The following is a 23060-nucleotide window of genomic DNA, read 5'->3' as shown; positions in this document are numbered from 1 at the left end:
CTATGCATCGCCAGCGGAATTCTTCAAGCGCCAACCGGCACTCTTTTACAGGGGGCGGCAGTCTAAGGCGCCACGCCGCGTGGAGCAACTGCAAATGGGTGCGAATTTGCTTCCACTGCTCACAATCCGCCGGTCGGCACCCCAGCTCAGCTGCTGGGCCAGCAGTAAACTGAGATTCTGGCAGTGCCCATCCGCCTGCTGTTGCTGTTGCTGTTGCCGTTGCCGTTGCCGTTGCCGTTGCCGTTGCCGTTGATCTTGATCTTGATCTTGATCTTGATCTTGATCTTGATTTTGATCTTCGCGACTTCAGGAGGCCGAACGCAGGCCTTGCGGAGGCAGGTGACGGGCATGGATGCCCGTCAAGCGCTGAGGCCCCAGGACGGGGCCTTCGGCGCGGTCCTGCCGGGAGCAAGGCCGGAGTGAGGGGACCCCGGAGCGCAGCGCAGGGGCCGGATGATGGGAGCGCAGCGTTTTTTGGTTACTTTTTGTCGCGTTTGACAAAAAGTGACTCGCCGTAAGGGCGAAAAGGTGAGTCGGTGTCGCCATCGCGAATGGACTGTTCGCTGAGTCAAAACAGACGAATTTGCTTCTTGCTTCTTGCTTCTTGCTTCTTGGATGTGGGCATTCACATCGAGTAGGTATTCATTCACGCAGGTGGCGCACAGTCACCTTTCCGCCCTTACGGCGGGTCACTTTTTGTCAAACGCGACAAAAAGTAACCAAAAAACGCTGGCTCCTATCATCCGGCCCCTGCGCTACGCTCCGGGGTTCCCTCGCTACGGTCTTGCTCCCGGGAGTACGCGCTGCAGGCCCCATCCATGGGGCCTCAGCGCTTGACGGGCATCCATGCCCGTCACCTCCCTTCGCAAGCCCTACGCTCGGCCTCCTGAAGTCGCAATCTGCGTCGCCTGAACTATCGCGCACTTAGAAGCAAAAGCCACGGCAACGGCAACGGCAACGAACCGAGTCTGATCAACGGTCCTTGAACTGTGCCTCACGCTTGGCGATGAATGCGGCCATGCCTTCTTTCTGGTCTTCGGTGGAGAACGCCGCATGGAAGACCCGACGCTCAAAGCGAACCCCCTCGCTGAGGGTGACTTCAAATGCTCGGTTGACGCTCTCCTTGACCATCATGCTCACCGGAATCGACTTGCTGGCAATGGTCGCCGCCACCTTAAGCGCCTCTTCCACCAGCTCTGCCTGCGGCACGATCCGCGCCACCAGGCCTGCACGCTCGGCTTCTTCCGCCCCCATCAGGCGGCCGGTCAGGCAAAGCTCCATGGCCTTCGCCTTGCCCACCGCACGCGTCAGGCGCTGGGTACCGCCCATGCCCGGCAGCACGCCCAGGTTGATTTCCGGTTGACCAAATTTGGCATTGTCCGCCGCGAGGATAAAGTCGCACATCATCGCCAACTCACAGCCGCCGCCCAGGGCAAATCCAGACACGGCAGCAATGATCGGCTTACGGCGATTGGCAATGCGGTCGGCGTCGCTGAACAGGTCGTCGACGTAGATCTGCGGGTATTGCAGCTCAGCCATTTCCTTGATGTCGGCGCCAGCGGCAAAGGCTTTGGCCGAGCCTGTCAGCACCACGCAGCCGATGTTCGGGTCGCGCTCAAGCTGGTCCAAGGCCTGGTTGATCTCACCGACAATCTGCGCGTTCAGCGCATTGAGCGCCTGCGGGCGGTTGAGGGTGATCAGGCCAACCTTGCCGTGGATGTCCAACAGAATGGTTTCGAATGCCATGCAGTCTGCTCCTTCAAAGATTGCGCGCAATGACCATGCGCTGAATGTCGCTGGTGCCTTCGTAGATCTGGCAAACCCGAACGTCGCGGTAGATCCGCTCCAGCGGGAAGTCACTCAGATAGCCATAACCGCCCAGGGTCTGCAAGGCATCCGAACAGACCTTTTCGGCCATTTCCGAGGCAAACAGCTTGGCCATCGACGCTTCCACCAGCGCCGGACGCCCCGCATCACGAAGGGCAGCGGCGTGCAATACCATCTGCCGGGCAACGGAAACTTTCGTTGCCATGTCAGCCAGGCGAAACGCCACGGCCTGGTGCTCGATCAGCGGTTTGCCAAAGCTTTGGCGCTCGTTGGCATAGTCGCGCGCCACTTCGAACGCCGCGCGGGCCATACCCACCGCTTGCGAGGCGATGCCGATACGGCCGCCTTCAAGATTGGCCAGGGCGATCTTGTAGCCTTCACCCTCCGCACCCAGCCGGTTGGCCACTGGCACGTGCACATTGTCGAAAACGATCTGGCAGGTGTCGGAGGCGTGCTGGCCGAGTTTGTCCTCGACCCGCGCTACCTGGTAGCCCGGCGAATCGGTCGGCACGATGAAGGCGCTGATGCCACGCTTGCCGGCCTCCGGGTCGGTGACTGCAAACACGATCACGACGCCGGCGTTCTGCCCCGAGGTAATGAACTGCTTGCTGCCATTGAGCACGTAATGGTCGCCCTCCAGGCGTGCACGGGTCTTCAGGCTGCTGGCATCAGAGCCAGCCTGCGGCTCGGTCAGGGCGAAAGCACCGAGCATCGCACCTGTCGCCAGCGGGGTGAGGAATTGCTGTTTCTGCTGCTCGTTGCCGAAGCGCAGAATCGGCACGCAACCCACCGAGTTGTGCACGCTCATGATGGTCGAGCAGGCGCCATCACCCGCAGCGATTTCCTCCAGCGCCATGGCATAGGCCACATAACCCGTGTCGCTGCCGCCCCACTGCTCGGGCACCAGCATGCCGAACAGGCCCAGTTCGGCCATTTCGTCGATGGCCTCTTTCGGAAAGCGATGGTCCTTGTCCCATTGCTCGGCAAACGGCTTCAGGCGTTCCTGGGCGAACGCACGTACCGCGTCGGCGATCTGTTGTTGCTCGTCATTTACCAGCATGGTTCACCTCAGTACAGGCATTCAACAGCCATGGCCGTGGCCTCGCCACCGCCGATGCAGATGGCCGCCACACCCCGTCGCAGATTGTTCTGGCGCAAGGCCGACAACAGGGTGACCAGAATACGTGCGCCAGAAGCGCCGATCGGGTGACCGAGGGCGCAGGCGCCGCCATGGATATTGACCTTGTCGTGTGGCAGGTCGAGGTGTTTCATGGCCGCCAGGGTGACCACGGCGAAGGCCTCGTTGATCTCGAACAGGTCGACTTCGGCCAGGTTCCAGCCGGTGCGCTTCATCAGTTTGTCGATCGCGCCGATCGGGGCGGTCGGGAACAACGCCGGGGTGTCGGCAAAGGCGGCGTGACCGTGGATGACGGCCAATGGCTTGAGGCCACGTTTGTCGGCCTCGGAGCGGCGCATCAGTACCAGCGCCGCAGCGCCGTCGGAAATCGAACTGGCGTTGGCCGCCGTCACGGTGCCGCCTTCACGAAACGCCGGTTTGAGCTGCGCAATCTTGTCCAGGCGCGCCTTGGGCGGCTGCTCGTCATCCTTGATGACGCGCTTTTCCTTGCCCTCGGTGACTTCCACCGGCACGATCTCGGCGGCAAAACGGCCGCTGCTGATGGCTTCCTGCGCTCGGGTCAGCGAGGCGATGGCGAACTGGTCCTGGGCCTCGCGGCTGAAGGCATTGACCTGGGCACAGTCCTCGGCAAAGGTGCCCATCAGGCGGCCTTTGTCGTAGGCGTCTTCAAGGCCGTCCATGAACATGTGGTCGATGATCTTGCCGTGGCCCATGCGGTAGCCGCCACGTGCTTTGTCCAGCAGGTACGGCGCGTTGGTCATGCTTTCCATGCCACCCGCCACCACCACGTCTGCGGTGCCGGCCAGCAGCAGGTCATGGGCCATGATCGCGGCTTGCATACCCGAGCCGCACATCTTGTTCAGGGTGGTGCAGGTGGTGTGTTTGTCCAGCCCGGCGCCCAGCGCGGCCTGGCGTGCCGGCGCCTGGCCCTGGCCGGCCGGCAGCACGCAGCCGAACAGTACCTGCTCGACACAGGCGGCATCGATGCCGGCACGTTCCACGGCAGCACGAATGGCGGCGCTGCCCAGTTGCGGCGCAGTCAGGCTCTTGAGGTCGCCCTGCAACCCGCCCATGGGCGTGCGCACGGCGCTGACGATAACGATGGGGTCATTGGCGAGGGTCATGTTCGCTCTCCTTACTTGGCAGCCATGCGCAGCGCACCGTCGAGGCGGATGACCTCACCGTTGAGCATGCTGTTCTCGATGATGTGGCGGGCCAGCGCGGCGTATTCCTGCGGGCGGCCCAAGCGGGGCGGGAACGGTACGCCGGCAGCCAGTGAAGCACGTACCTCATCGCTCATGCCGGCCATCATAGGGGTTTCAAAGATGCCCGGCGCGATGGTCATCACGCGGATGCCGAAGCGTGCCAGTTCGCGCGCAGCCGGCAAGGTCAGGCTGGCAATGGCCCCCTTGGAGGCAGCGTAGGCGGCTTGGCCAATCTGGCCGTCATAGGCGGCAATGGAGGCCGTGTTGATGATGACCCCTCGCTCGCCGCTCTCATCGGCAGCCCCTTCGGCCATGGCCGCCGCCGCCAGACGCAACAGGTTGAAGCTGCCGATCAGGTTGACGTTGATGACCTTGGCGAAGCTGGCCAGGCCATGCGGGCCCTGCTTGCCCAGCACCTTCTCGGCACCGACGATGCCGGCACAATTGACCAACCCATGCAAGCTGCCAAAGGCGCTGACAGCTGCATCGACAGCCGACTGGGCCGCCTGCTCGTCACTGATATCAGCCACGGCGAAACGGGCGTTGTCGCCCAGTTCGCGGGCCTTGGCTTCGACAGCCTGGGCATTGAGGTCGACCAGCATGACCTTGGCGCCAGCCTCGACCAGCATCTGTGCAGTCGCGGCACCCAGCCCTGAAGCGGCGCCGCTGACGATGAAATGTTTATTGGCGATGTGCATGAGTACTTTCCTTTCAGACGCTGACAGGGGTGGCCTGTTGCGCTTGTTGTTTGGCGACTTCCTGGTTGCGCAGGATGAAGCGTTGCAGCTTGCCGCTCGGGGTCTTGGGCAGCTCGCTGACGAATTCGATTTCCCTGGGGTAGGCATGCGCGTAGAGGCGCTGGCGCACGTGCTGGCGCAAGGTTTCTTCCAGCTCGACGCTGCCGGCGTAGCCGCTGGCCAATACCACGAACGCCTTGATCAGCTCGGTGCGCTCCGGGTCGGGCTTGCCGATCACCGCGGCCTCGATCACCGCCGGGTGCTCGATCAACGCGCTTTCCACATCGAACGGCCCCACCCGGTAACCGGAGGTGGTGATCACGTCGTCGCTACGGCCAACGAAGCTGATGCTGCCATCCGGGTTCAGCTCGACAGTGTCGCCGCTGAGGTAGTACTTGCCGACGAAGGCTTTGGTCGGCAGGCCGTGGTAACCGCCGAACCAGCACAGCGGCGACTGCTCGCGGTCAACGGCGAGGATGCCTGGCTGGCCGGCTGGCCGCTCGTTGCCCTGCTCGTCCAGCACCACGATGCGGTGACCGGGGATGGCATAGCCGGCAGAGCCCAGGTGCACCGGGTGCTGCAGACCATGGTGATTGCACAGCACCATGCCCAGTTCGGTCTGCCCGTAGTGATCGTGAATGGTCACGCCCAGCTCGTCGGCGAACCAGCGGATCACCTCGGGGTTAAGCGGTTCGCCGGCACTGCTGACCACCCGCAGACGACCCTTGATCGGTGCCGAGAAATCTTTGCCCGCCGCAATCAGCAAGCGATACGCGGTGGGCGAGCCGGCCAGGTTGGTGATGCCCAGCTTGTCGATCACCCGGGCGCAGCTCTCGACACTGAACGGGCCATCGTAGAACGTGGTGGCATGCCCCAGCGACAATGGGCCGGTAACGGCGTAATACAAGCCGTACGCCCAACCCGGGTCGGCCAGGTTCCAGAAGTTGTCCTCGGGCAGCAGCTCGATGGCATCACGCATGTAGCCCTGAAACGCGACGATCGCACGCAGTGGCACTTCCAGGGGTTTTGCCGGGCCAGTGGTTCCAGAAGTGAACATCAGCAGGAATGGATCGTTGCCTGAGCGCATCACCGGCTCACATACGTCCGCTGCGCGCTCCAGGCATTGCTGGAAGTCCAGCTCACCACTGCGGGCCTTGACAGTGATGATGGTCGGGCAGACGTGCACTTCGTCCAGCTTGGCGCGGTTGTGGCTATCGGTGACTATCACTCGGGCATGGGATTGCTCAAGCCGGTGCTCGATGGCCTTGGGGCCGAACGCGGTGAACAAGGGCTGGTAAACCGCCCCGAGGCGCCAGGTAGCGAGGATGGTCACCAACAGTTCGGGGGTGCGCGGCATCAAGCCGGCAACCCGGTCGCCTGCGCCTACCCCCTGCGCCTTTAGCACATTGGCGAACCGGGCAGCCTGCACCTGAAGCTGATCGAAGCTATAGCGCGCGCTGTTACCATCGCGGTCTTCATGAATCAGTGCCAGCTTGCCGTCACCGGCATGGCGGTCACAGCATTCGACACAGGCATTAAGGGCTTCAAGGTTGCCGTGCAATGCCGCCACAACGGCCTGGTCATGGTCAAACGTGCGAGCGGCCTCGGCGTAATCGCGCATCATCGGACTCCTGGTTTCTTGTTTTTGGAGTTGAAGCATCGGTCCGACGATGTTCGCGCCGCTCATGCGCGGCGGCAATGGCCAAAGCTGTCAATCTGGATGACTGGTTTGGCCGCCGCCCATCACCCCTCTGCGCGCTCGGCTGCACGCAGGTAGGACTGGGTGAGCCCTGCGACCAGGCGCTCGATGTCGAGATCCTGCTGTGCCTGCAGCCGGTGTAGTTGCTGCTCGAAGGCCGCCGGCGCCAAGACAGGACGTTGAGCCTGCAGCTCAAGCGTGCGCCGCGTGTAGTCCGCACTGAGGGCATCGAACATTTGGTCATGTTGCTGGCGCAGGTAACGTCGCCAGAACGCGCGCTGGCTCAGGCTATCGGTCAGGCCCTCGATGATCTGCGCGCGCGTAACCCGCAGGAACGCATCCTCTATCTGGGCCTGTGTCAGCGCGACAGCTTCGGGATAGCGCATGGCATATGGCTGGTTGGGCAGCTGCAACCGGCTACGAAGTTGCACCCTGTAAGCCAGCCCCAATGCCAACTGGTCAATATGTTCACTGGCAGCCAGACGCTGCCGGCCATCCTGGTAGGCAATCCCTTCCAGTTGATCCAGCCGGAACAGTTGCCTACCCAGTTCGAGCAACTCTCCCCTGCTTTCAGGGTTGGCTGCGGCGGCTTCTGCCTGCGCCTGCCTCACCGATACTTGCAGTGCACTGAAGTGACTGGCAACGGCGTCCGAACATGACAGTGGCAGGCCGGCCTGCTCAAAGATCCGCCGGCACAGCACCGGGTCGCCGTCCAGCGTAGCCAGCAGTGTCCATACGCCGTCAACCAGCGCATCACGCCCTTCACCCGCTTCGCTGTAGTCCGCTGTCATCTCCAGGCGAGCCAACAACCTGAACAACCCGCTGCTACCCGCTTGCTCCAGCAACCGCAGCCACACGCCCTCCCGCTCGGCCTGAACCGTCGCATCCGTATGGCCTACCCAACGCGTACGGGCCCTGACCAGGTCAACTGAACCCAACTGCTCAGGGGAGTGCCGGTGCTCTTCGATCACATCGAGTGCATACAACCCTCTTTGCTGCATGACCGACAAGGGGTTGTTTTCTATCAGAATGGCGCGTCGAAATGCATAAGGCATCAGCTGGATCTCGGTGGGCACTTCGCGGAGTTGATTGTTACGCAGGTCAGCACACTCGAGTAGACCACAGAGCTCCAGGCGACGCGGCCAACTGCCCAGGCGACAATGACGCAGGTTCAGGCTTGTCAGCCGAGAAAGTTGATGAAAGCTCATGTCCAGCGCTTCCAGCCGGTTATGGCTGAGATCAAGATGCGCAAGGTTGGACAAACCATGCAAAACGCCGATCGCCTGGGCATCGAGGCGTATCTCGTTATGCGCTAACCGAAGCGATTGAAGATTCGGTAAATGGGCAATGCCTGTTGGTAGACGCATCAACGCGTTGTTGTTGAGGTTAAGGTGCGTCAGGGCAGTGAAGGGGCGAAGGAAGTCGACCGGTATGTCAGTAATCCGGGTGTCGTTCACGCTCAGCAGGGTAATGCGATGGAAATCGATGTTCGGCGGCAGTGCCGGCAGTGTGCGCAAACTCAAACCGCTCATCGACAAGCGCTGCCCTTGTGTTTGCCCCTCGCCGGCCGAAACAGGCTCGCCCTGCAGTCGCCAGGCTCGCAGGATGCTATCGGCCGTCAACCTGCGGGCGGCGCGTCGACCCTCCTGCAACTCGGCACCGACCCAGCGATTCAGGTACAGCACCAGTTGGTCATGTGCTTCCTGCAGTTCTACTAGGCGCTCGAAGACTGGCTGCGGGCCTTGTTGCACACGCGCCAGCTCCACATCGAGCGCGGCCTCGTCCAGGCCAGGATAAAGCGACCGTAGCTGGTCACGAATGATCGCCCGCTCATCTCTGGGTGCAGCGCCAGGGCGGCCACTGAGCGGGTATCCCACGCGCCCATCGTCCATGCGACGCCCTGGATTGAGCCAGGCCTGCTCCTCTGGCCAGCCGAGCATGCGCGCGATATCCCAATGGGAAGCGGGTAACCGCGCCAGAAGCTTCTCACGCAGTTGGCTCGCCGCCGCACTGCCCACCAGTTGCATCGCTGCCCGCTGCTCCGACGTTAGTGCAATGAAAAGCGCCTCGAAGATACATCCAGGCTCGTCAGCGATAAGCACGTGTGGCACACCTGACCCGTCGTAGATCAGAAACCTGCCTTCGTGCCGGACCACTGTTCTTTTTGCCTCGGTTTGCCCGCCGCTACCGAGGCGCCTGATAGACCGCCCATCCAGCCCGGAGTCACGCAAGTCGAGGTCAACTTGTTCAAGTCCGAAGCTATCCAGTAACGCAAGGGCCAGCTCGCCGGTGACGTCACTGTACGCTGTGCTCAGATACAATCCCGCCAGCCCCCGGCTCAGGCGAGCCAGACGCAAGAGCGAACGGGCGTTGTTCGCGCACGGCAATGGCAGCCGCCGCTCGACCCGCGCCATTTGGTGCTCAAGCTCATGCGCTTGGCCGGTTACTTCATTTATGTAGGCCGAAGGCAAACCCGGAAAGTCCCGCTTTACCAACATGCTCAGCGGGTCTGCTGCAAGTGACTGCTCTGTCAGGTGGGCAAACAATTGCGGCCGCAACCCGGCCTCATGCACCCGGATCTGCTCCAGTCCGGCGCCCACGTCTGGCCTTGCTTCACACCAGGCCAGCAGTTCACTGTCCGATGGCACCAACGCCTTCAGTCGAACACGCTCGAAAAACGTTTGAATGCGTGCATGCGCCTGGAAGGCGCGCAAGGTTTGGCCAAGGCTCACCGGCGCCGAGCGATTCTCCACGAGAACGCCGCGCAACAAATCTGCATCGATACCTGCCACCCGCATGATCTGCTCGGCCTGATGTGCGTCGACAGGGGAATGCTGTGGCCATAATGCATCCAGCATGCGAGCAGGCGCCTGCCAGCTGAGTGGTTGCTCACGCATCAGCTGCCAGCCACGCTCACCATTGTGCAACACGACCGGCCCGTAGCCGCCCTCACTCGCTACATGGCGCAGGCGATAGGGGCCATCGGCGATAGGCTGATGCACTTCGAAGTTGCGCCCATCGATACGGACCCAGCGGCGGCCCACCTCGCCATAGCGTCCCTCTTCAAACAGGTCGATAGCGCCCGGCAGTGATCGATAATTCCTGGCGTTGAACTGCCACAGGCGACCGCGCCCATTCCCAAGGCTTACCGGCTCCAGGCCCGCGACAAACGCACTGCGCACAAAACTGACACCCGCCACCGTCGCAGCGGTAGCCGCCAAGGTTTCGGCAACCCCCAGCAGATGCTGCAGCGCTTCGTGTTGGTGCCCTCTCGACCAATCCCGTGTCCCTTCGAACACTTCAGCGCACGTCTGGGCAACCACCTGACCCAGCAGCACGCCTCCCACAGCCGGGATGAACAAGCCGGCGAGGTTTACCAGGTCCAGACCTGCCGCTTTCCACTCAGCGTGTCTGGCGCTTACCGCCAGGCTATCAGCGTCGGCAGTCGGTACCAGCAGCAACCGGGCATCTTCCTTGGTCCGTTGCACTTGCCGAGTCGCCAGTTGCGTGAAGATCCCTCCTTCAGGAGTTTCACCCTCAAGCTCCAGGTCCGGCAGCTTGTCTTTCAGGCGCTTGCCGAGGGTACTGACAAAACCTGCACGGTGCTCAAGGCTGATGAGCTGTGTGAAGTACTGCCAGTAACCGGGATCTGGCAACAACATCGCCACGGTACTGTTCATGGAGGCGGCATTATCGAAGAACCGCAATGCCTGCCGGGGATCACCAGGCAGGTAAAGTACGATGCCCCGTTCATTTCTCGCCTTGTCTTGCAGGTGGATCAGCAAGCCATCGACCACAGGTTTCCCTAGTGCCCTCAGCAGCATGGGTTTGCCTTCAAGCCCTTGTTGTCGCTGCCCCTGACCGTGGTCCACCAGCTCGCGCAGTGCAAGCTGCACATCGACGCTTATGTTTCCCTGCAAAGCCGCAAGCTCGGTCGCCAGCTTCAGCCCCGAACGTTTGTCTTCAGCCAGCACCGCCTGGGTAGCTGGCTGGAAGATCCTTTGCAACGTGTCCTGATAGCACTGACCAACGTCCAGATTGCGACAGGCCGTAATCAATGCTTCCAGCGATGCATTCAATGGTTTATCGCTGCCTGGCAAAACCAGCCCCGTGCCCTCGTAGTAGCGGGTATTCGCAGCAAAGTTGCGCATCAGCCGCAGTAACCCGTTTTCACGCGTCTGGCTGTACCCGTATGTCTGTTGCAAGGTACCTGGCAGTGTGCCGAAGCGCGGCGCTACCCGCAGCCATTCGAGCCGGGCAAATACCTGCCCGTCCGGCAACGGTGCATCCAGCAAAGCCGCCAGGTGCTTCTCGGCAAACTGCTGGAGCGGCAGTAACTCAAGCGTCAGGCCACTCAAGCGAGCCTGGCTGGCGTGGTGCGCGTTCAGGCTGGTGCGCAGGGTGTTGATCTGGCCCCGTGACGCGCGTTTGAGCCACTCAGGTAATCGGGCACCGATGAATGGGTCATGGCCCGTCGTGTTGATAATCATGGTGGGTTCCCCCCGCTATTTGACGAAGCCAACCATGTTGTTCAAATGCCGGGCCAGGATGCAGAGGGAACGGGTTCGATCGGCTCAGGAGCCTCGGGGCGGCCGCGACGGCATGTTCAGTTCCTGCTCGGTAAGCCTCAAGGCGAGCGCATCGAACGCCAGCTCGGTTTCTCGCTTCAGCGCCTCGCAGCGCCCCACATACTCACCACTGCCCAGGGTTTCTTTCTGCTCGTCCAGGGCCTCCATTGCAGCGTCGAAATGGTCGGAAATTTGCGCATACGCTTCGGGATACCTGGCGCGCAGGTACGGCGCCCAGAAATCTCGCTGACTGATATAGCGAGCCCGTTCAGCACTCGCTTCGGCCTCCAACACTGCCGCGTACGCCCGATCGAGATGAGCCTGGGTGACACCGGCAATCGTACGAAACTGCATGGTCCGCGGTTGCCCTATCAGGTTCAGGCGGCTTGCCAACCCGGTGCGATACGCCAGGCTCACTTCGACCTCATCCACACCACGCCCTTCGGCCGGTCGGCCAAGGTAATCGCTACAGGCGAAGCGTTCTACTTCATCAAGACGGAACATTCGCTGAGCCAACAACAAGCGGGCGTCACGCGTGGCGATCGGATCGCCCCCGAATGTCACTTGCAGCACTCTCATGCGGACCTCGAGCTGGCTGAAACAGTGCGCCACACTGTCAACGCAAGTCCGCGGATCGGCCGCTCGCTCAAAGAGTTCTTCACGGATCCGGGTATTTTGCGTAGCGGCTTCTATCATCCGCCACACTCTTCGCGAAAGGTCTTCGCGCACCCGTCGAAAATCGGCACTGTCAATCAGCTCTGCCAGCAACTGGAAAAACTGGGTATGGCCTGGTTCACGCCTCAAGGCATCCCACTGTTCAGCGCTGCCGACCTGATCATGCGTGTCCAGTGTCTGCAGCCACGCTGTTCTGGCCCGGAGCAGGTCTGCCTCTTCCCCCTGCAAATCGCCCAGAGGCGGTTGTACCGCGTACAAGCGCTCGCGATCGGCCGCCGATAGCGCATTGCCGTCGACAAGCACCCGCTGACGCACGGCCAGCGGGGCATCGATCAATGACGGGGGCAAGCTGGAAATCTGGTTGTATCGCAGATCGGCATACTCAAGCAGGCCACACCACTCAAGGCCTTCCGGTACCACCTGCAACCCTGCTCGATACAAATGAAGCTCGCGCAAGCGGGAAAGTCGGTGGATACGCAAGTTGATCGAGCCCAATGGGTTGCCGCTAAGGTCCAATGTACGCAGGCTGGCGAGGTGCGCCAATGCATTCACGTGTGGCTCGGTCATGCGAATTCGGTTGCTTGCCAGGTGCAGGTAACGCAACTGGGGCAACGTTTCGAGCCCTTGCGGCATTGCATGCATGCTATTTCTGCTCAAGTCCAGACGCTGCAGGTTCGGGAAAAGGCTCAGAAACCCTGGCGGCAGTGCCGGTAGCCGCAACCCCACCAGCGTCAGGTCCATGATGTGGCCAAAGTCAGTACCCGACGGTATCGCAGGCAACCCGCCCACCGGCACGCTCAGGACACTCAGCCGCAACCCACTTTCCTCTACGTCGGAATAAACAACCCGCTCACCTTCCAAACGCCAGGCACGGCGAAAAGCGTCCGCAACCCCCCTACGGTAGCCACGATCAGGCTCGGCTACGGCGTCCGTCCAGCGGGCGAGACTCTCATCAAGCCGGCTATACTGGAGTTCCTGATTCAGCAGGTTGGTATAGACCGAATGCGAACGGGTCAAGAGGATTTGCAAGAATCGTTCGACCTCATGCTCATCGAACGAAGGGTAAAGGCCACGAATCCTTCGCAGCAGCATATACCTCTGTGCGCTGGTCGAAGCCCCCCGACCACTGAGCAAGTAGCCTACCCGCCCATCGGGCAACCGGTGCAATGAGGAAGCCACGGGCTTGGCGTCACGCCATCCGAGCAGTCGGATCAACTCCAGACGGTCACGCGGTAGCCAACCTTGCATCGACGAACGTATACGGCCTGCAGCATCTACGCCCACCCACCCTTGAAGGCGCAGGAAGGTGGGCGGCAAACAAGCGGACAGCACTTCGAACAGCCCTTGGGGCTGTGCTACCTCCGTCTCGCATTGCCGGCCCATCTCGTCGTAAAGCTCAAAGCTGCCCGCACGCCACACCATCACCGTGACCTGCTCTGCTCCAGTTTGCTCGGGGAACAGACGTTCAAGCGTTGGTCCCAGGCTTGAACCCTTACGCAGTACCAGGTTCATCTTGCCAGGTGTCAACCCTTGGCGGCGCAGCAAGGCAAACGCCAGATTGACGCCGTCTGCATGGTAACTGCTGCGCAGAAAAAGCGCTTCCCGCGCCCGGATCAAGCGGGCATGTTGCAGCATGCTGCGCGCCTGCTCGGCCAACGCCAACGGCACGCGGGACGTGCTCGACATCTGCTGGCGCAGCTCAACGTCAGCTGCCTTGAGCAAAGACAGCGCGTAGGCGTCCGGTAGGCTCGAGAAGCTGCTTTTCAACGTGTTCAGCAGTGGCTCATCTTGCAAATAATCCTTCGCAAGGTGATCCAGCAAAGGCCCCCGCAAGCTTTCGGCCGCCACTTTGATTGCATAGGTCTGCGCAGATAGACTCTGCCCTTGCAGTCCCAACTTGTTGATGCACCACTGCCAAGCGTTGGTATCGTGTTCTCCTACCTCCAGGCTGACGAAAAACGCCTCGATCCTGGCGTCAGCGGCAAACCGCTCCAGGGTATCGCGCAGCCCCACTGGCAGAGCACGGCCTTCAACCAGCAGACCGCGCAAATGCGCCTCGTCGACATCCGCCACGGTCAGAATGTGCGAGACTCGCTCCGGGCTGAGGTTAGCCGCGCCTGGCCAGAGTCGCTTGAGTAAAAAATCCGCCCCCTGCCACTCCAGAGGCCGCTCGTAACCGAGCCGCCAGGCACCTTCACCGTTATATTCCAAGGGAGGGCCAAATACACCCGAACCTTCCCGGTGCAACAACCTCCAGGTTCCCGCGGTATCGCGCCGTACCCGGTAAAGAACCCCCTCGCGTCGCCACCAATAGGCTTGGCCATCGCCAAGCAGCCCATTGTCCAGCTCAATCATTGTCGATACCGCCCTGAGTGCCTGGTACGGTCGCAGGTCGTGATGCCATAAACGTTGTTTGCCTGCCTCAGTAGTGACCGGCTCCAACTGCCCGACAAATGCGCTGCGCACTGCGTGCATGCCCGCAGCGACTGCGCCCCCGGCAGCCACTGTAGCGGCGACCTGAAGCAGATGCTCGAGTGCTTCGTGCTGGTGCCCTTGGGCCCAATCGCTGGCCCCCTCGAACACCTCGCCAAGCACTTGGCGGCCTAGATCAGCCAAGAGCAATGCACCAATGGCAGGCACAAAAAGCCCTGCCAGGTCCAGCAATACCAACCCCGCAGCCTGCAGCCCTTGCAAGCGCTCTGCAGCAGCCTTGGCGTTTGCCTGGGACGTCGGCACAGCCAGGAAAGCGGCATCGGCCTTGATGCGTTGCACATGCTCAGCAGCCAAACCGGTAAACAGCTCATCACCTGCAGCAACCGGGCATGGCTCCAGGTCCGGTTGTTCATCCAGCAGACGTTTGCCCAACTTCTCCTGGTAGTCAGCCTGGCTGGCAAGTGCAACACGACGAGCAATCGCCTGACGGGATCGAGCATTGCTCATGGCAACGACCAGGTCTCGGTTAGCCGAACGCCAGTCATCGTAGCGGCGCAACGGCTGATGGGGGTCGTCCGGCAGATAAAGCAGCACACCCAATAGCCTTCTGGGATTGAAGAGCAAATTGGTAAAACCGCTGGGCGTGCCAACCAGTTTGAATGCAATTGCCCCATCCACCCGATGCCCGAGGATTTGCAGCGCACTCATGCTGAGCTCATGATCCGAAGCCAGCTCGGGACGCGTGCCCTGGCAGACCTCGCGCAACATTCGCAGGTCACTGTAAGACAGTTGCTCCTTGACGGCCGCAATTTCGACAGCCGCAGCCAGTTCCAGACGTTTGTCGTCGGCCAGCTGGCGCTTGAAACTGGCCGTCAGTACCTGATCAAGGTGCTCTTGATAGGCCTTGCCGACATCGGTGCTGCGGCACAGCCGGACAACTTCGTCGATTCGCTGGGTGATGACATGTACCGCTTCGCCGCTTGCGGGTGTTGGGTGCACCAGCGCCGTGCCGGGAAAGAATGACTCACCTTCATTGAAATTCTGCAACAGCTTCTGCAAAGCCGGCACGGTCACAAAATAGGACTCGAACGCCTGCAGCTGCCCCTGGCTAACCTTCAGGCGCCGTCGTTCTTCACGCCACCTGGCCTTGGAGACGTCTATATCTAGAGACAATTGCGACTTCATGACCTGCTGAAGGTGGCCAGCAGCAAATTGCTCGAGCGGTTGCACCTGCTGCCAGACCGCCGCCATACGTCGCTGGCTCTGCAAATGTACTGTCATGCAAGCACGCAGCAACGCCAACGGCTTGGGTGCGGCGCGCTTCAGCCAGGCGGGCAATTGCTCAACTATGAAGTCATTGGCGGGGTGCTGCAGTTTGGGGTGGATCGCGGGTTCGGGCATGGTCGAATCCTCAGTCTGGATTTGGCCTGCCACCCTGGGCCCGTGTGGGAATGCACTACAGCGGGAAGTGTTCGCCCTTCAGTGCCCTGCCCCTCGCGCCTGGATCAATGCCCGATAATGCCCTGGGTTGCAGCCGAACCACTTGCGAAATGCCTTATAGAACGAGCTGCTGTCGGCGAACCCCAAACGCTCGGCAAGCTCGCCCATGGCCACGTCTTCCTGGCTGAGCCAGGCGATCGCCAGCTCCCGTCGTACGCTGTCCTTCAAGCCCTGGTAGTTCTGCCCCTCTTCTGCCAGGCGCCGCCGCAGGGTCGATGGCGACAGGCACAGCTGCCGGGCCAGGCGGTCAGCATCGGGCCATTGCGCAGGGGCAAGGCGCAGCAGGTCGGTGCGGATACGCCGCCCGAGGCTGGCCGGGTCACGGTATTTGACCAGGATATTGCCCGGCGCTTCGGCCAGAAAACGCTGCAGTTCCTCTTCACTGCGCCGCAGGGGCAAGTCGAGGCATTGCGAAGCGATGATCATGCGTGTGCGTGGACGCTCAAAATGCAGGTTTTCCGAAAACATGACCCGGTAGTCGTCGCAAAAGGGTGGTTCGGTACAACGCAGATCAATGCTCAGAATCGGGATACGCCGCCCGGCCAGCCAGCAGGTCACGCCATGCACGATCATCCAGAACGTGAAATAGGTGAACGCGCGGCGCGGTTCGTCACGCGGCTCATTGATGACAATTTCGGCCAGGCCTTGCTGGCGCACCAGGCTGGGCTGCATGTCTTGAAGCATCAGCGACAGAAATGCCAGCGAGGTGTCCAGGCCTGCACCCAGGGTTGGTTGGCCCATGCTGGCACGGCACATGAATGCCAGGCTGCCACTGCGCAGACCGCGCGGGTCCATCGCGAAAAATTCGTCGTTGCAGCGCCGGGCCAGCAAGCGCCACAGGCGGGCATAGGACTCGGCACTGACCCTTGCCTCTGGCAGGTGCAATTGTTCAACGGCGATGCCCGCCCTGGCCAGCAAGCCGCTGTCAGGCTCACCGGCAGGGCAGGTCTGCAACAGCGCTTCGCGCACCAGCTGCATGGAAATGGTGTCTTTGTCGCTCATCGACGGTCCTGTCGGCTGATTGCCGGCCATATTAGGGTCTGTATGAAAAGCCTTGAGACGAAGGTCAGGCAAGGCGAAAACAGCCGAGGAAGCGGAGTTTACGGGTTGTAAATGAGCATTCCGAGGCTGTTTTCAACGCAGCATCACCGAGTATCAAGGCTTTTCATACAGAGCCTAGGGTGCCCCGCAGCAAACAGCCATCACAGCCCCGCTGCCAGGCTCAGGAATGCCTGAATCAGGCGCAGTTCGCGACGGCGCTCCAGGCAGCCGATCACGTGTTGGTTGACAAGGCCCTCGCCGGCCAAGGGTCGTGCCACCACACGGGGATCATTGGCCACTTCAGTGGAAGAAACAACGCCAATACCCAGCTGCGAGGCCACTGCCTCGGTTACCGCCTCCCGGCTGTCCAGCTCCAGCAATACACGCGGTTGCACGCCCGCCTTGATGCAGGCCTTGTCGAAGGTGCGCCGGGTGGTGGAGCTGGGTTCGCGCAGCACCATGATCTGCTGGTGCAGCTCGGCCAACGGCAAGTCCTCCCGCTCGCTGGCCCAGGCGTGCCCCACGGGTAACAACGCACACAGGCGCGACTCACAGAGATTTTGCAGGTGCAGCCCTTTGCGCGGCTCGATTTCGGTCAGCACTGCCACGTCGGCATGCTCGCCGAGCAGCGCAGCCAACGTCTCCTGTGCATTGCCCAGACGCAAGTTGACGGTGACGCCAGGGTACCGCTCACGCAGCAGCGCCAGCATCGGCATGACCCGGTGCGGACCGTCGGCGGCTACCTCCAGGCGCCCGGTCAGCAACTGGCGGTTGGCCTCGAGCATGGCCTGCGCTTCTTCAGCCAGGCCGAACATGGCGCGCGTGATGGCCGCCAGGCGCGTGCCCTCTTCGGTCAGTTCCACGCGCCGTGCAGTACGCCGCAGCAAGGTGATCTGGTAGTGCTCCTCCAGAGCCTTGACGTGCCCGGTCACCGCCGGCTGGCTGATGAAGAGGCGCTCGGCAGCACGGGTAAAGCTGCCCTCACGGGCCACGGCGTCGAAGGCGCGCAGCTGGAACAGGTTCATATTTATCGGCCTGACTTATAGCTGAGATAACAACAAACAATTTGATTGATGACAGCGCGAATTGCAACCTAGGCCTCGTAGTTTCAGCCCACCGCTTGTGAGGAATAACGGAATGAGCAACGCCCCGATTCTGCTGACCCCAGGTCCCCTGACCACATCAATCCGCACCCGCCAAGCCATGCTGGTGGACTGGGGCTCCTGGGACCGTGACTTCAACCAATTGACTGCCAGCGTCTGCGAACAACTGCTGGCCATCATCGACGGCGCCAGCAGCCACCACTGCGTGCCCCTGCAAGGCAGCGGCACCTTCGCCGTGGAAGCGGCCATCGGCACCTTGGTGCCACGCGATGGCAAGGTTCTGGTACTGATCAACGGCGCGTACGGCCAGCGCCTGGCAAAGATCTGCAAAGTGCTGGGCCGCACCTACAGCACCTTCGAAACGGCCGAAGACCAGCCGACCACGGCCGCCGACGTCGACCGGCTGCTGGCCGAAGACTCGGCCATCACCCATGTGGCGCTGATCCACTGTGAAACCAGCACCGGCATCCTGAACCCGCTGCCCGAAATCGCCCAGGTGATCAAACACCATGGCAAGCGCCTGATCATCGATGCCATGAGCTCGTTCGGTGCGCTGCCGATCGATGCCCGCGAAATCCCCTTCGAAGCGCTGATCGCAGCCTCCGGCAAGTGCCTGGAAGGCGTACCCGGCATGGGCTTCGTCTTCGCCGAAAAAAACGCCCTGGTGGCCGCCGAAGGCAATGCCCACTCGCTGGCCATGGACCTGCACGACCAGCACGCCTACATGGCCAAGACCGGGCAATGGCGCTTCACCCCGCCTACCCACGTGGTCGCGGCCCTGCACGAAGCACTGCAGCAATACAACGAGGAAGGTGGCCTTCCGGCCCGCCACCAGCGCTACGCAGACAACTGCAAGACGCTGCTCGACGGCATGGCAGCCATCGGCCTGCGCAGTTTCCTGCCCGCCGAAATCCAGGCGCCAATCATCGTCACCTTCCACGCCCCCACCGATGCCCGCTACCAGTTCAAGGACTTCTACGAGCGGGTCAAGGCCAAGGGATTCATTCTCTACCCGGGCAAGCTGACCCAGGTCGAAACCTTCCGCGTCGGCTGCATCGGCGTGGTCGGGGCGGACGGCATGCAGGCCGCCGTGAATGCCGTGGCCGAGGTGCTGCGGGAAATGGAAGTGCTGGACATCTGACGCTTTGCCCACCCGAATTCAGGAGTTAGCGCACATGAACTACAACAACCCCACCCAACTGCAAGCCGCCATCCTCGACTGGGCTGGCACCGTGGTCGATTTCGGCTCATTCGCCCCCACCCAGATCTTTGTCGAGGCCTTTGCCGAGTTCGACGTGCAGGTGTCCATCGAAGAAGCCCGAGGCCCGATGGGCATGGGCAAATGGGACCATATCCGCACCCTGTGCGACGTACCGGAAATTGCCGAGCGCTACCGCAAGGTGTTCGGCCGTACCCCGACCGATGATGACGTCACCGCCATCTACAACCGCTTCATGCCGCTGCAGATCGAGAAGATTGCCGTGCACTCGGCACTGATCCCCGGTGCGCTGGACACCCTCACCGGTCTACGCCAGGACGGCCTGAAGATCGGCTCGTGCTCGGGTTACCCGAAAGTGGTGATGGACAAGGTGGTGGAACTGGCGGCGCAGAACGGCTACGTAGCCGACCATGTCGTGGCCACCGACGAAACCCCGAACGGCCGACCATGGCCGGCCCAGGCCTTGGCCAACGTGATTGCGCTGGGGATTGACGATGTAGCAGCCTGCGTGAAGGTGGACGACACCGTGCCAGGCATTCTTGAAGGCCGCCGTGCCGGCATGTGGACCGTGGCGCTGGTCTGCTCGGGTAATGCCTTGGGCCTGACCTGGGAAGGCTTCCGGGCGTTGAGTGCCGAGAAACTGGAAAGCGAGCGCCAGCGCATCCATGCACTGTTTGCCGGCTCCCGCCCACACTACCTGATCGACACCATCAACGACCTGCCCGAAGTGATTGCCGATATCAACCGGCGCCTGGCCAAGGGCGAGATGCCGCAAGCCTTCTGACCCTTGCGTTTTCGCAGTGGTAGCGGCCCTTGCGCGACACAAGGCCGCGCCTACGGCGGCCTGCGCCCAATCACCGACCTGTGTCCACCCTCGATCAGGCGTAGGAGCGGGTTTACCCGCGAATACGGTGGCGGCAACAACGGTGAACGCCTGGTGGAAATTGGCCAGCAGGCCCGGCCCTTTCGCGGGTGAACCCGCTCCTACACGCGGCCTGCGCACAACCACCGACCTGTGTCCACCCCCGATCCGGCGTAGGAGCGGGTTTACCCGCGAATACGGTGGCGGCAACAACGGTGAACGCCTGGTGGAAATTGGCCAGCAGGCCCGGCCCTTTCGCGGGTGAACCCGCTCCTACACGCGGCCTGTGCCCAACCACCGACCTGTGTCCACCCCCGATCCGGCGTAGGCGCGGGTTTACCCGCGAATACGGTAGCGGCGGCAACGGTGAACGGCGGGTGGAGATTTGCCAGCAGGCCCGGCCTCTTCGCGGGTGAACCCGCTCCTACACGCGGCCTGTGCCCAACCACCGACCTGTGTCCACCCCCGCTCCTACGGCCGACAAACCTGAGCTAGAACGTTATTGTGGCAATTGCACCCGCGGTTTGGTCGCGGCAAAGATCGCCCAGCTGGAGACGAACAGCGCCGCGATCAACGGACCGATCACGAAGCCGTTTAGGCCGAACACCGCCAGCCCGCCAAGGGTCGACACCAGGATCAGGTAATCCGGCATGCGCGTATCCTTGCCCACCAGGATTGGCCGCAACACATTATCCACCAGGCCGATCACCAGCACCCCGAACGCGGTAAGCACCACCCCTGGCAGTATCGCCCCGGTCAGCAGGAAATACGCCGCCACCGGCGCCCAGATAATGCCCGCGCCCACCGCCGGCAGCAGCGACAGAAACGCCATCAGCACCGCCCACACCAACGCACTCGGGATATCCAGCACCCAGAAAATAAAGCCTCCCAACGCACCTTGGGTAATGGCCACCAGCACGTTGCCCTTCACCGTCGCCCTCACCACACGATTGAACTTCAACTGCAAACGACGCTTCTGGTGCTCGGGCAGCGGGACGGCCATCCGCACCCGGCGCGCGACTTCCGGACCATCACGCAGGAAAAAGAACAGCAAGTACATCATGATGCCAAAACTGATCAGGAACTCGAATGTGCCCTGCCCAAAGCTGAACGCCTGGCTGGCCAATACCTGGCTACCCTGGGTTGCCCACTTGGCGATCTTGTCACGCAGCCCGTCGAGGTTACCCATGCCCATATTGTCCAAGCCACGCTGGGCGAATGCCGGGAGCATGTCCTTGCCGCGCTCGACGTAACCGGCGATGTCCAGTTGCCCGCTTTCGATGCGCTGGTACAGCGTGGCGCCCTCTTGAACCAGCAGGGCGCTGGTGATGATCACCGGCAGGATCGCCACAAGCAGGCACACCAGCGTAGACGTGGCCGCGGCAAGGTTACGCCGCCGACCGCAGCGGATCAGCAAGTGACGCTGCAGCGGGGCGAACAAAATGCCGAGAATCACCGCCCAGAAGATTGCGCCGTAATACGGCAGAAGAATCCAGAAGAAGGCAATGGTCACCAACGCCAAGAGTACTGCCAGGGCTTTGTTCTGTAGCGCGGTTTCGTTCATCGCAGTTCCTCAAATGGCTTATGAGTGATTAGTGCACCGCACCTGGACAAAAGTGCCGCGCTCACTTGACGCAAATCAATACGCGCCTTGTCCATCGCCCCTAGCATCCCGGCCTTTTTGCCCCGGTGCGTACATGAACCCTACTGCCAAGCCCGAACTGCTGGCCCCCGCCGGCACCCTCAAGACCATGCGCTACGCGTTTGCCTACGGCGCCGATGCGGTCTACGCCGGCCAGCCGCGTTACAGCTTGCGGGTGCGCAACAACGCGTTCGATCACGCCAACCTGGCGCTGGGGATCGAGGAGGCGCACGCCTTGGGCAAGCGCTTCTACGTGGTGGTCAACATCGCCCCGCACAATGCCAAGCTCAAAACCTTCCTCAAGGACCTGGCACCCGTGATCGAGATGGCGCCGGACGCGCTGATCATGTCCGACCCCGGGCTGATCATGCTGGTGCGCCAGCACTTCCCACAGATGCCGGTGCACCTGTCGGTGCAGGCCAACACTGTCAACTGGGCCAGCGTGCAGTTCTGGCAGCAACTTGGCCTGACCCGGGTGATCCTGTCGCGGGAGCTGTCGCTGGACGAAATCGAGGAAATCCGCCAGCAGGTGCCGGGCATGGAACTGGAAGTGTTCGTGCACGGCGCCCTGTGCATGGCCTATTCCGGCCGTTGCCTGCTGTCGGGCTACCTCAACAAGCGTGACGCCAACCAGGGTAGCTGCACCAATGCCTGCCGTTGGAAGTACGACGCCACGCCGGCCACCGAGAACGCCACCGGTGACATCGTGCGCCAAGTGCAGCCCACCCTGGGCCTGGGTGCACCCACCGACCAAGTGTTCCTGCTGCAGGAAAGCAACCGCCCCGGCACTGAAATGCCGGCGTTCGAGGATGAGCACGGCACCTACATCATGAACGCCAAGGACCTGCGCGCCATTCAGCACGTCGAGCGCCTGGCCTTGATGGGCGTGCATTCGCTGAAGATCGAAGGCCGTACCAAATCGCACTTCTACTGTGCCCGCGCGGTACAGTCGTATCGCCAGGCGATCGACGACGCGGTGGCCGGGCGACCATTCGACCGCGCCCTGATGGGCAACCTCGAATCCCTGGCGCAACGCGGTTACACCGAAGGTTTCCTGCGCCGCCACGTGCACGACGAGTACCAGAACTACCAGCGCGGCAACTCGATGTCCGAGCGCCAACAATTCGTTGGCGAGCTGACCGGCGTGCGCGTCGACGGCCTGGCCGAGGTCAAGGTGAAGAACCGCTTCGCCGTGGGCGACCATCTGGAGCTGATGACCCCGCGTGGTAACTACCACTTCGACCTGCACCGCCTGTGCAACCGCCAGCAGCACGCCATCGAGGTAGCACCGGGCGATGGCCACGTGGTGTATCTGCCGATCCCGGAACAGGTTGCCCTCGACTACGGCCTGCTGATGCGCGACCTCCGCATCGACGAAGCAGCAAGCTGACAACACTGTAATGTGCACATC

Annotated in this window: 14 protein-coding genes; 3 read left to right on the top strand and 11 right to left on the bottom strand. The window is 61.9% G+C overall.

Going from position 1 to position 23060, the window contains the following annotated elements:
- Window positions 1-146: 146 nt before the first annotated feature.
- From AA098_RS29150 to AA098_RS09540, 10 genes are all read right to left on the bottom strand, one after another.
- Entirely contained in the window at window positions 147-350 is a 204-nt protein-coding gene (locus AA098_RS29150) for a hypothetical protein (protein WP_064614128.1), read from the bottom strand.
- Window positions 351-972: 622 nt separating this feature from the next.
- A complete protein-coding gene (locus tag AA098_RS09580) occupies window positions 973-1746 on the bottom strand; it encodes an enoyl-CoA hydratase (protein ID WP_003250095.1) in 774 nt (257 codons plus the stop codon).
- Between the two features lie 13 nt (window positions 1747-1759).
- Entirely contained in the window at window positions 1760-2887 is a 1128-nt protein-coding gene (locus AA098_RS09575) for an acyl-CoA dehydrogenase (RefSeq protein ID WP_003250094.1), read from the bottom strand.
- Between the two features lie 8 nt (window positions 2888-2895).
- Window positions 2896-4089 carry an acetyl-CoA C-acyltransferase gene (locus AA098_RS09570; protein WP_064614127.1) on the bottom strand — a complete coding sequence of 398 codons (1194 nt, stop codon included), beginning with the start codon at window positions 4087-4089 and terminating at the stop codon, window positions 2896-2898.
- A gap of 11 nt (window positions 4090-4100) precedes the next feature.
- On the bottom strand, window positions 4101-4868 hold the full coding sequence (locus AA098_RS09565; protein ID WP_003250091.1) for an SDR family NAD(P)-dependent oxidoreductase: 768 nt from the start codon (window positions 4866-4868) through the stop codon (window positions 4101-4103).
- Window positions 4869-4881: 13 nt separating this feature from the next.
- Window positions 4882-6528 (bottom strand): acyl-CoA synthetase, encoded by a 1647-nt coding sequence (locus AA098_RS09560; RefSeq protein WP_064614126.1) that lies wholly within the window; start codon window positions 6526-6528, stop codon window positions 4882-4884.
- A 122-nt stretch (window positions 6529-6650) separates the two neighbouring features.
- On the bottom strand, window positions 6651-11096 hold the full coding sequence (locus AA098_RS09555; RefSeq protein ID WP_064614125.1) for an NEL-type E3 ubiquitin ligase domain-containing protein: 4446 nt from the start codon (window positions 11094-11096) through the stop codon (window positions 6651-6653).
- 84 nt (window positions 11097-11180) lie between these two features.
- A complete protein-coding gene (locus AA098_RS09550) occupies window positions 11181-15683 on the bottom strand; it encodes an NEL-type E3 ubiquitin ligase domain-containing protein (protein WP_004577171.1) in 4503 nt (1500 codons plus the stop codon).
- A gap of 78 nt (window positions 15684-15761) precedes the next feature.
- Window positions 15762-16784 carry an AraC family transcriptional regulator gene (locus tag AA098_RS09545; RefSeq protein ID WP_003250084.1) on the bottom strand — a complete coding sequence of 341 codons (1023 nt, stop codon included), beginning with the start codon at window positions 16782-16784 and terminating at the stop codon, window positions 15762-15764.
- Between the two features lie 200 nt (window positions 16785-16984).
- Window positions 16985-17848, bottom strand: a complete 864-nt coding sequence (locus tag AA098_RS09540) for a LysR substrate-binding domain-containing protein (protein WP_003250081.1) — start codon at window positions 17846-17848, stop codon at window positions 16985-16987.
- Window positions 17849-17960: 112 nt separating this feature from the next.
- Here AA098_RS09540 and AA098_RS09535 point away from each other — a divergent pair, with 112 nt between their 5' ends.
- Entirely contained in the window at window positions 17961-19067 is a 1107-nt protein-coding gene (locus AA098_RS09535) for a 2-aminoethylphosphonate--pyruvate transaminase (protein ID WP_003250079.1), read from the top strand.
- 34 nt (window positions 19068-19101) lie between these two features.
- Complete coding sequence (gene phnX / locus AA098_RS09530; protein ID WP_003250077.1) at window positions 19102-19929, top strand: phosphonoacetaldehyde hydrolase; 828 nt, start codon at window positions 19102-19104, stop codon at window positions 19927-19929.
- A gap of 577 nt (window positions 19930-20506) precedes the next feature.
- On the opposite strand, the gene AA098_RS09525 is transcribed toward phnX, so the two are convergent.
- On the bottom strand, window positions 20507-21571 hold the full coding sequence (locus AA098_RS09525; RefSeq protein WP_004576775.1) for an AI-2E family transporter: 1065 nt from the start codon (window positions 21569-21571) through the stop codon (window positions 20507-20509).
- Between the two features lie 133 nt (window positions 21572-21704).
- Between AA098_RS09525 and yegQ the strand changes: the two genes are divergently transcribed.
- On the top strand, window positions 21705-23039 hold the full coding sequence (gene yegQ / locus AA098_RS09520) for a tRNA 5-hydroxyuridine modification protein YegQ (protein WP_064614124.1): 1335 nt from the start codon (window positions 21705-21707) through the stop codon (window positions 23037-23039).
- Window positions 23040-23060 lie beyond the last annotated feature (21 nt).

This window comes from Pseudomonas sp. JY-Q (assembly GCF_001655295.1).
Taxonomy (GTDB): domain Bacteria; phylum Pseudomonadota; class Gammaproteobacteria; order Pseudomonadales; family Pseudomonadaceae; genus Aquipseudomonas; species Aquipseudomonas alloputida.
Note: the sequence above shows the minus strand (reverse complement) of the source record. Positions and strands in the feature narration are given on the sequence as shown.

What these genes read in the sequence shown, in the direction of transcription:
- AA098_RS29150 (WP_064614128.1), bottom strand. Translation starts at nt 350, where the DNA reads ATGCCCGTCACCTGCCTCCGCAAGGCCTGCGTTCGGCCTCCTGAAGTC.
- AA098_RS09580 (WP_003250095.1), bottom strand. Translation starts at nt 1,746, where the DNA reads ATGGCATTCGAAACCATTCTGTTGGACATCCACGGCAAGGTTGGCCTG.
- AA098_RS09575 (WP_003250094.1), bottom strand. Translation starts at nt 2,887, where the DNA reads ATGCTGGTAAATGACGAGCAACAACAGATCGCCGACGCGGTACGTGCG.
- AA098_RS09570 (WP_064614127.1), bottom strand. Translation starts at nt 4,089, where the DNA reads ATGACCCTCGCCAATGACCCCATCGTTATCGTCAGCGCCGTGCGCACG.
- AA098_RS09565 (WP_003250091.1), bottom strand. Translation starts at nt 4,868, where the DNA reads ATGCACATCGCCAATAAACATTTCATCGTCAGCGGCGCCGCTTCAGGG.
- AA098_RS09560 (WP_064614126.1), bottom strand. Translation starts at nt 6,528, where the DNA reads ATGCGCGATTACGCCGAGGCCGCTCGCACGTTTGACCATGACCAGGCC.
- AA098_RS09555 (WP_064614125.1), bottom strand. Translation starts at nt 11,096, where the DNA reads ATGATTATCAACACGACGGGCCATGACCCATTCATCGGTGCCCGATTA.
- AA098_RS09550 (WP_004577171.1), bottom strand. Translation starts at nt 15,683, where the DNA reads ATGCCCGAACCCGCGATCCACCCCAAACTGCAGCACCCCGCCAATGAC.
- AA098_RS09545 (WP_003250084.1), bottom strand. Translation starts at nt 16,784, where the DNA reads ATGAGCGACAAAGACACCATTTCCATGCAGCTGGTGCGCGAAGCGCTG.
- AA098_RS09540 (WP_003250081.1), bottom strand. Translation starts at nt 17,848, where the DNA reads ATGAACCTGTTCCAGCTGCGCGCCTTCGACGCCGTGGCCCGTGAGGGC.
- AA098_RS09535 (WP_003250079.1), top strand. Translation starts at nt 17,961, where the DNA reads ATGAGCAACGCCCCGATTCTGCTGACCCCAGGTCCCCTGACCACATCA.
- phnX (WP_003250077.1), top strand. Translation starts at nt 19,102, where the DNA reads ATGAACTACAACAACCCCACCCAACTGCAAGCCGCCATCCTCGACTGG.
- AA098_RS09525 (WP_004576775.1), bottom strand. Translation starts at nt 21,571, where the DNA reads ATGAACGAAACCGCGCTACAGAACAAAGCCCTGGCAGTACTCTTGGCG.
- yegQ (WP_064614124.1), top strand. Translation starts at nt 21,705, where the DNA reads ATGAACCCTACTGCCAAGCCCGAACTGCTGGCCCCCGCCGGCACCCTC.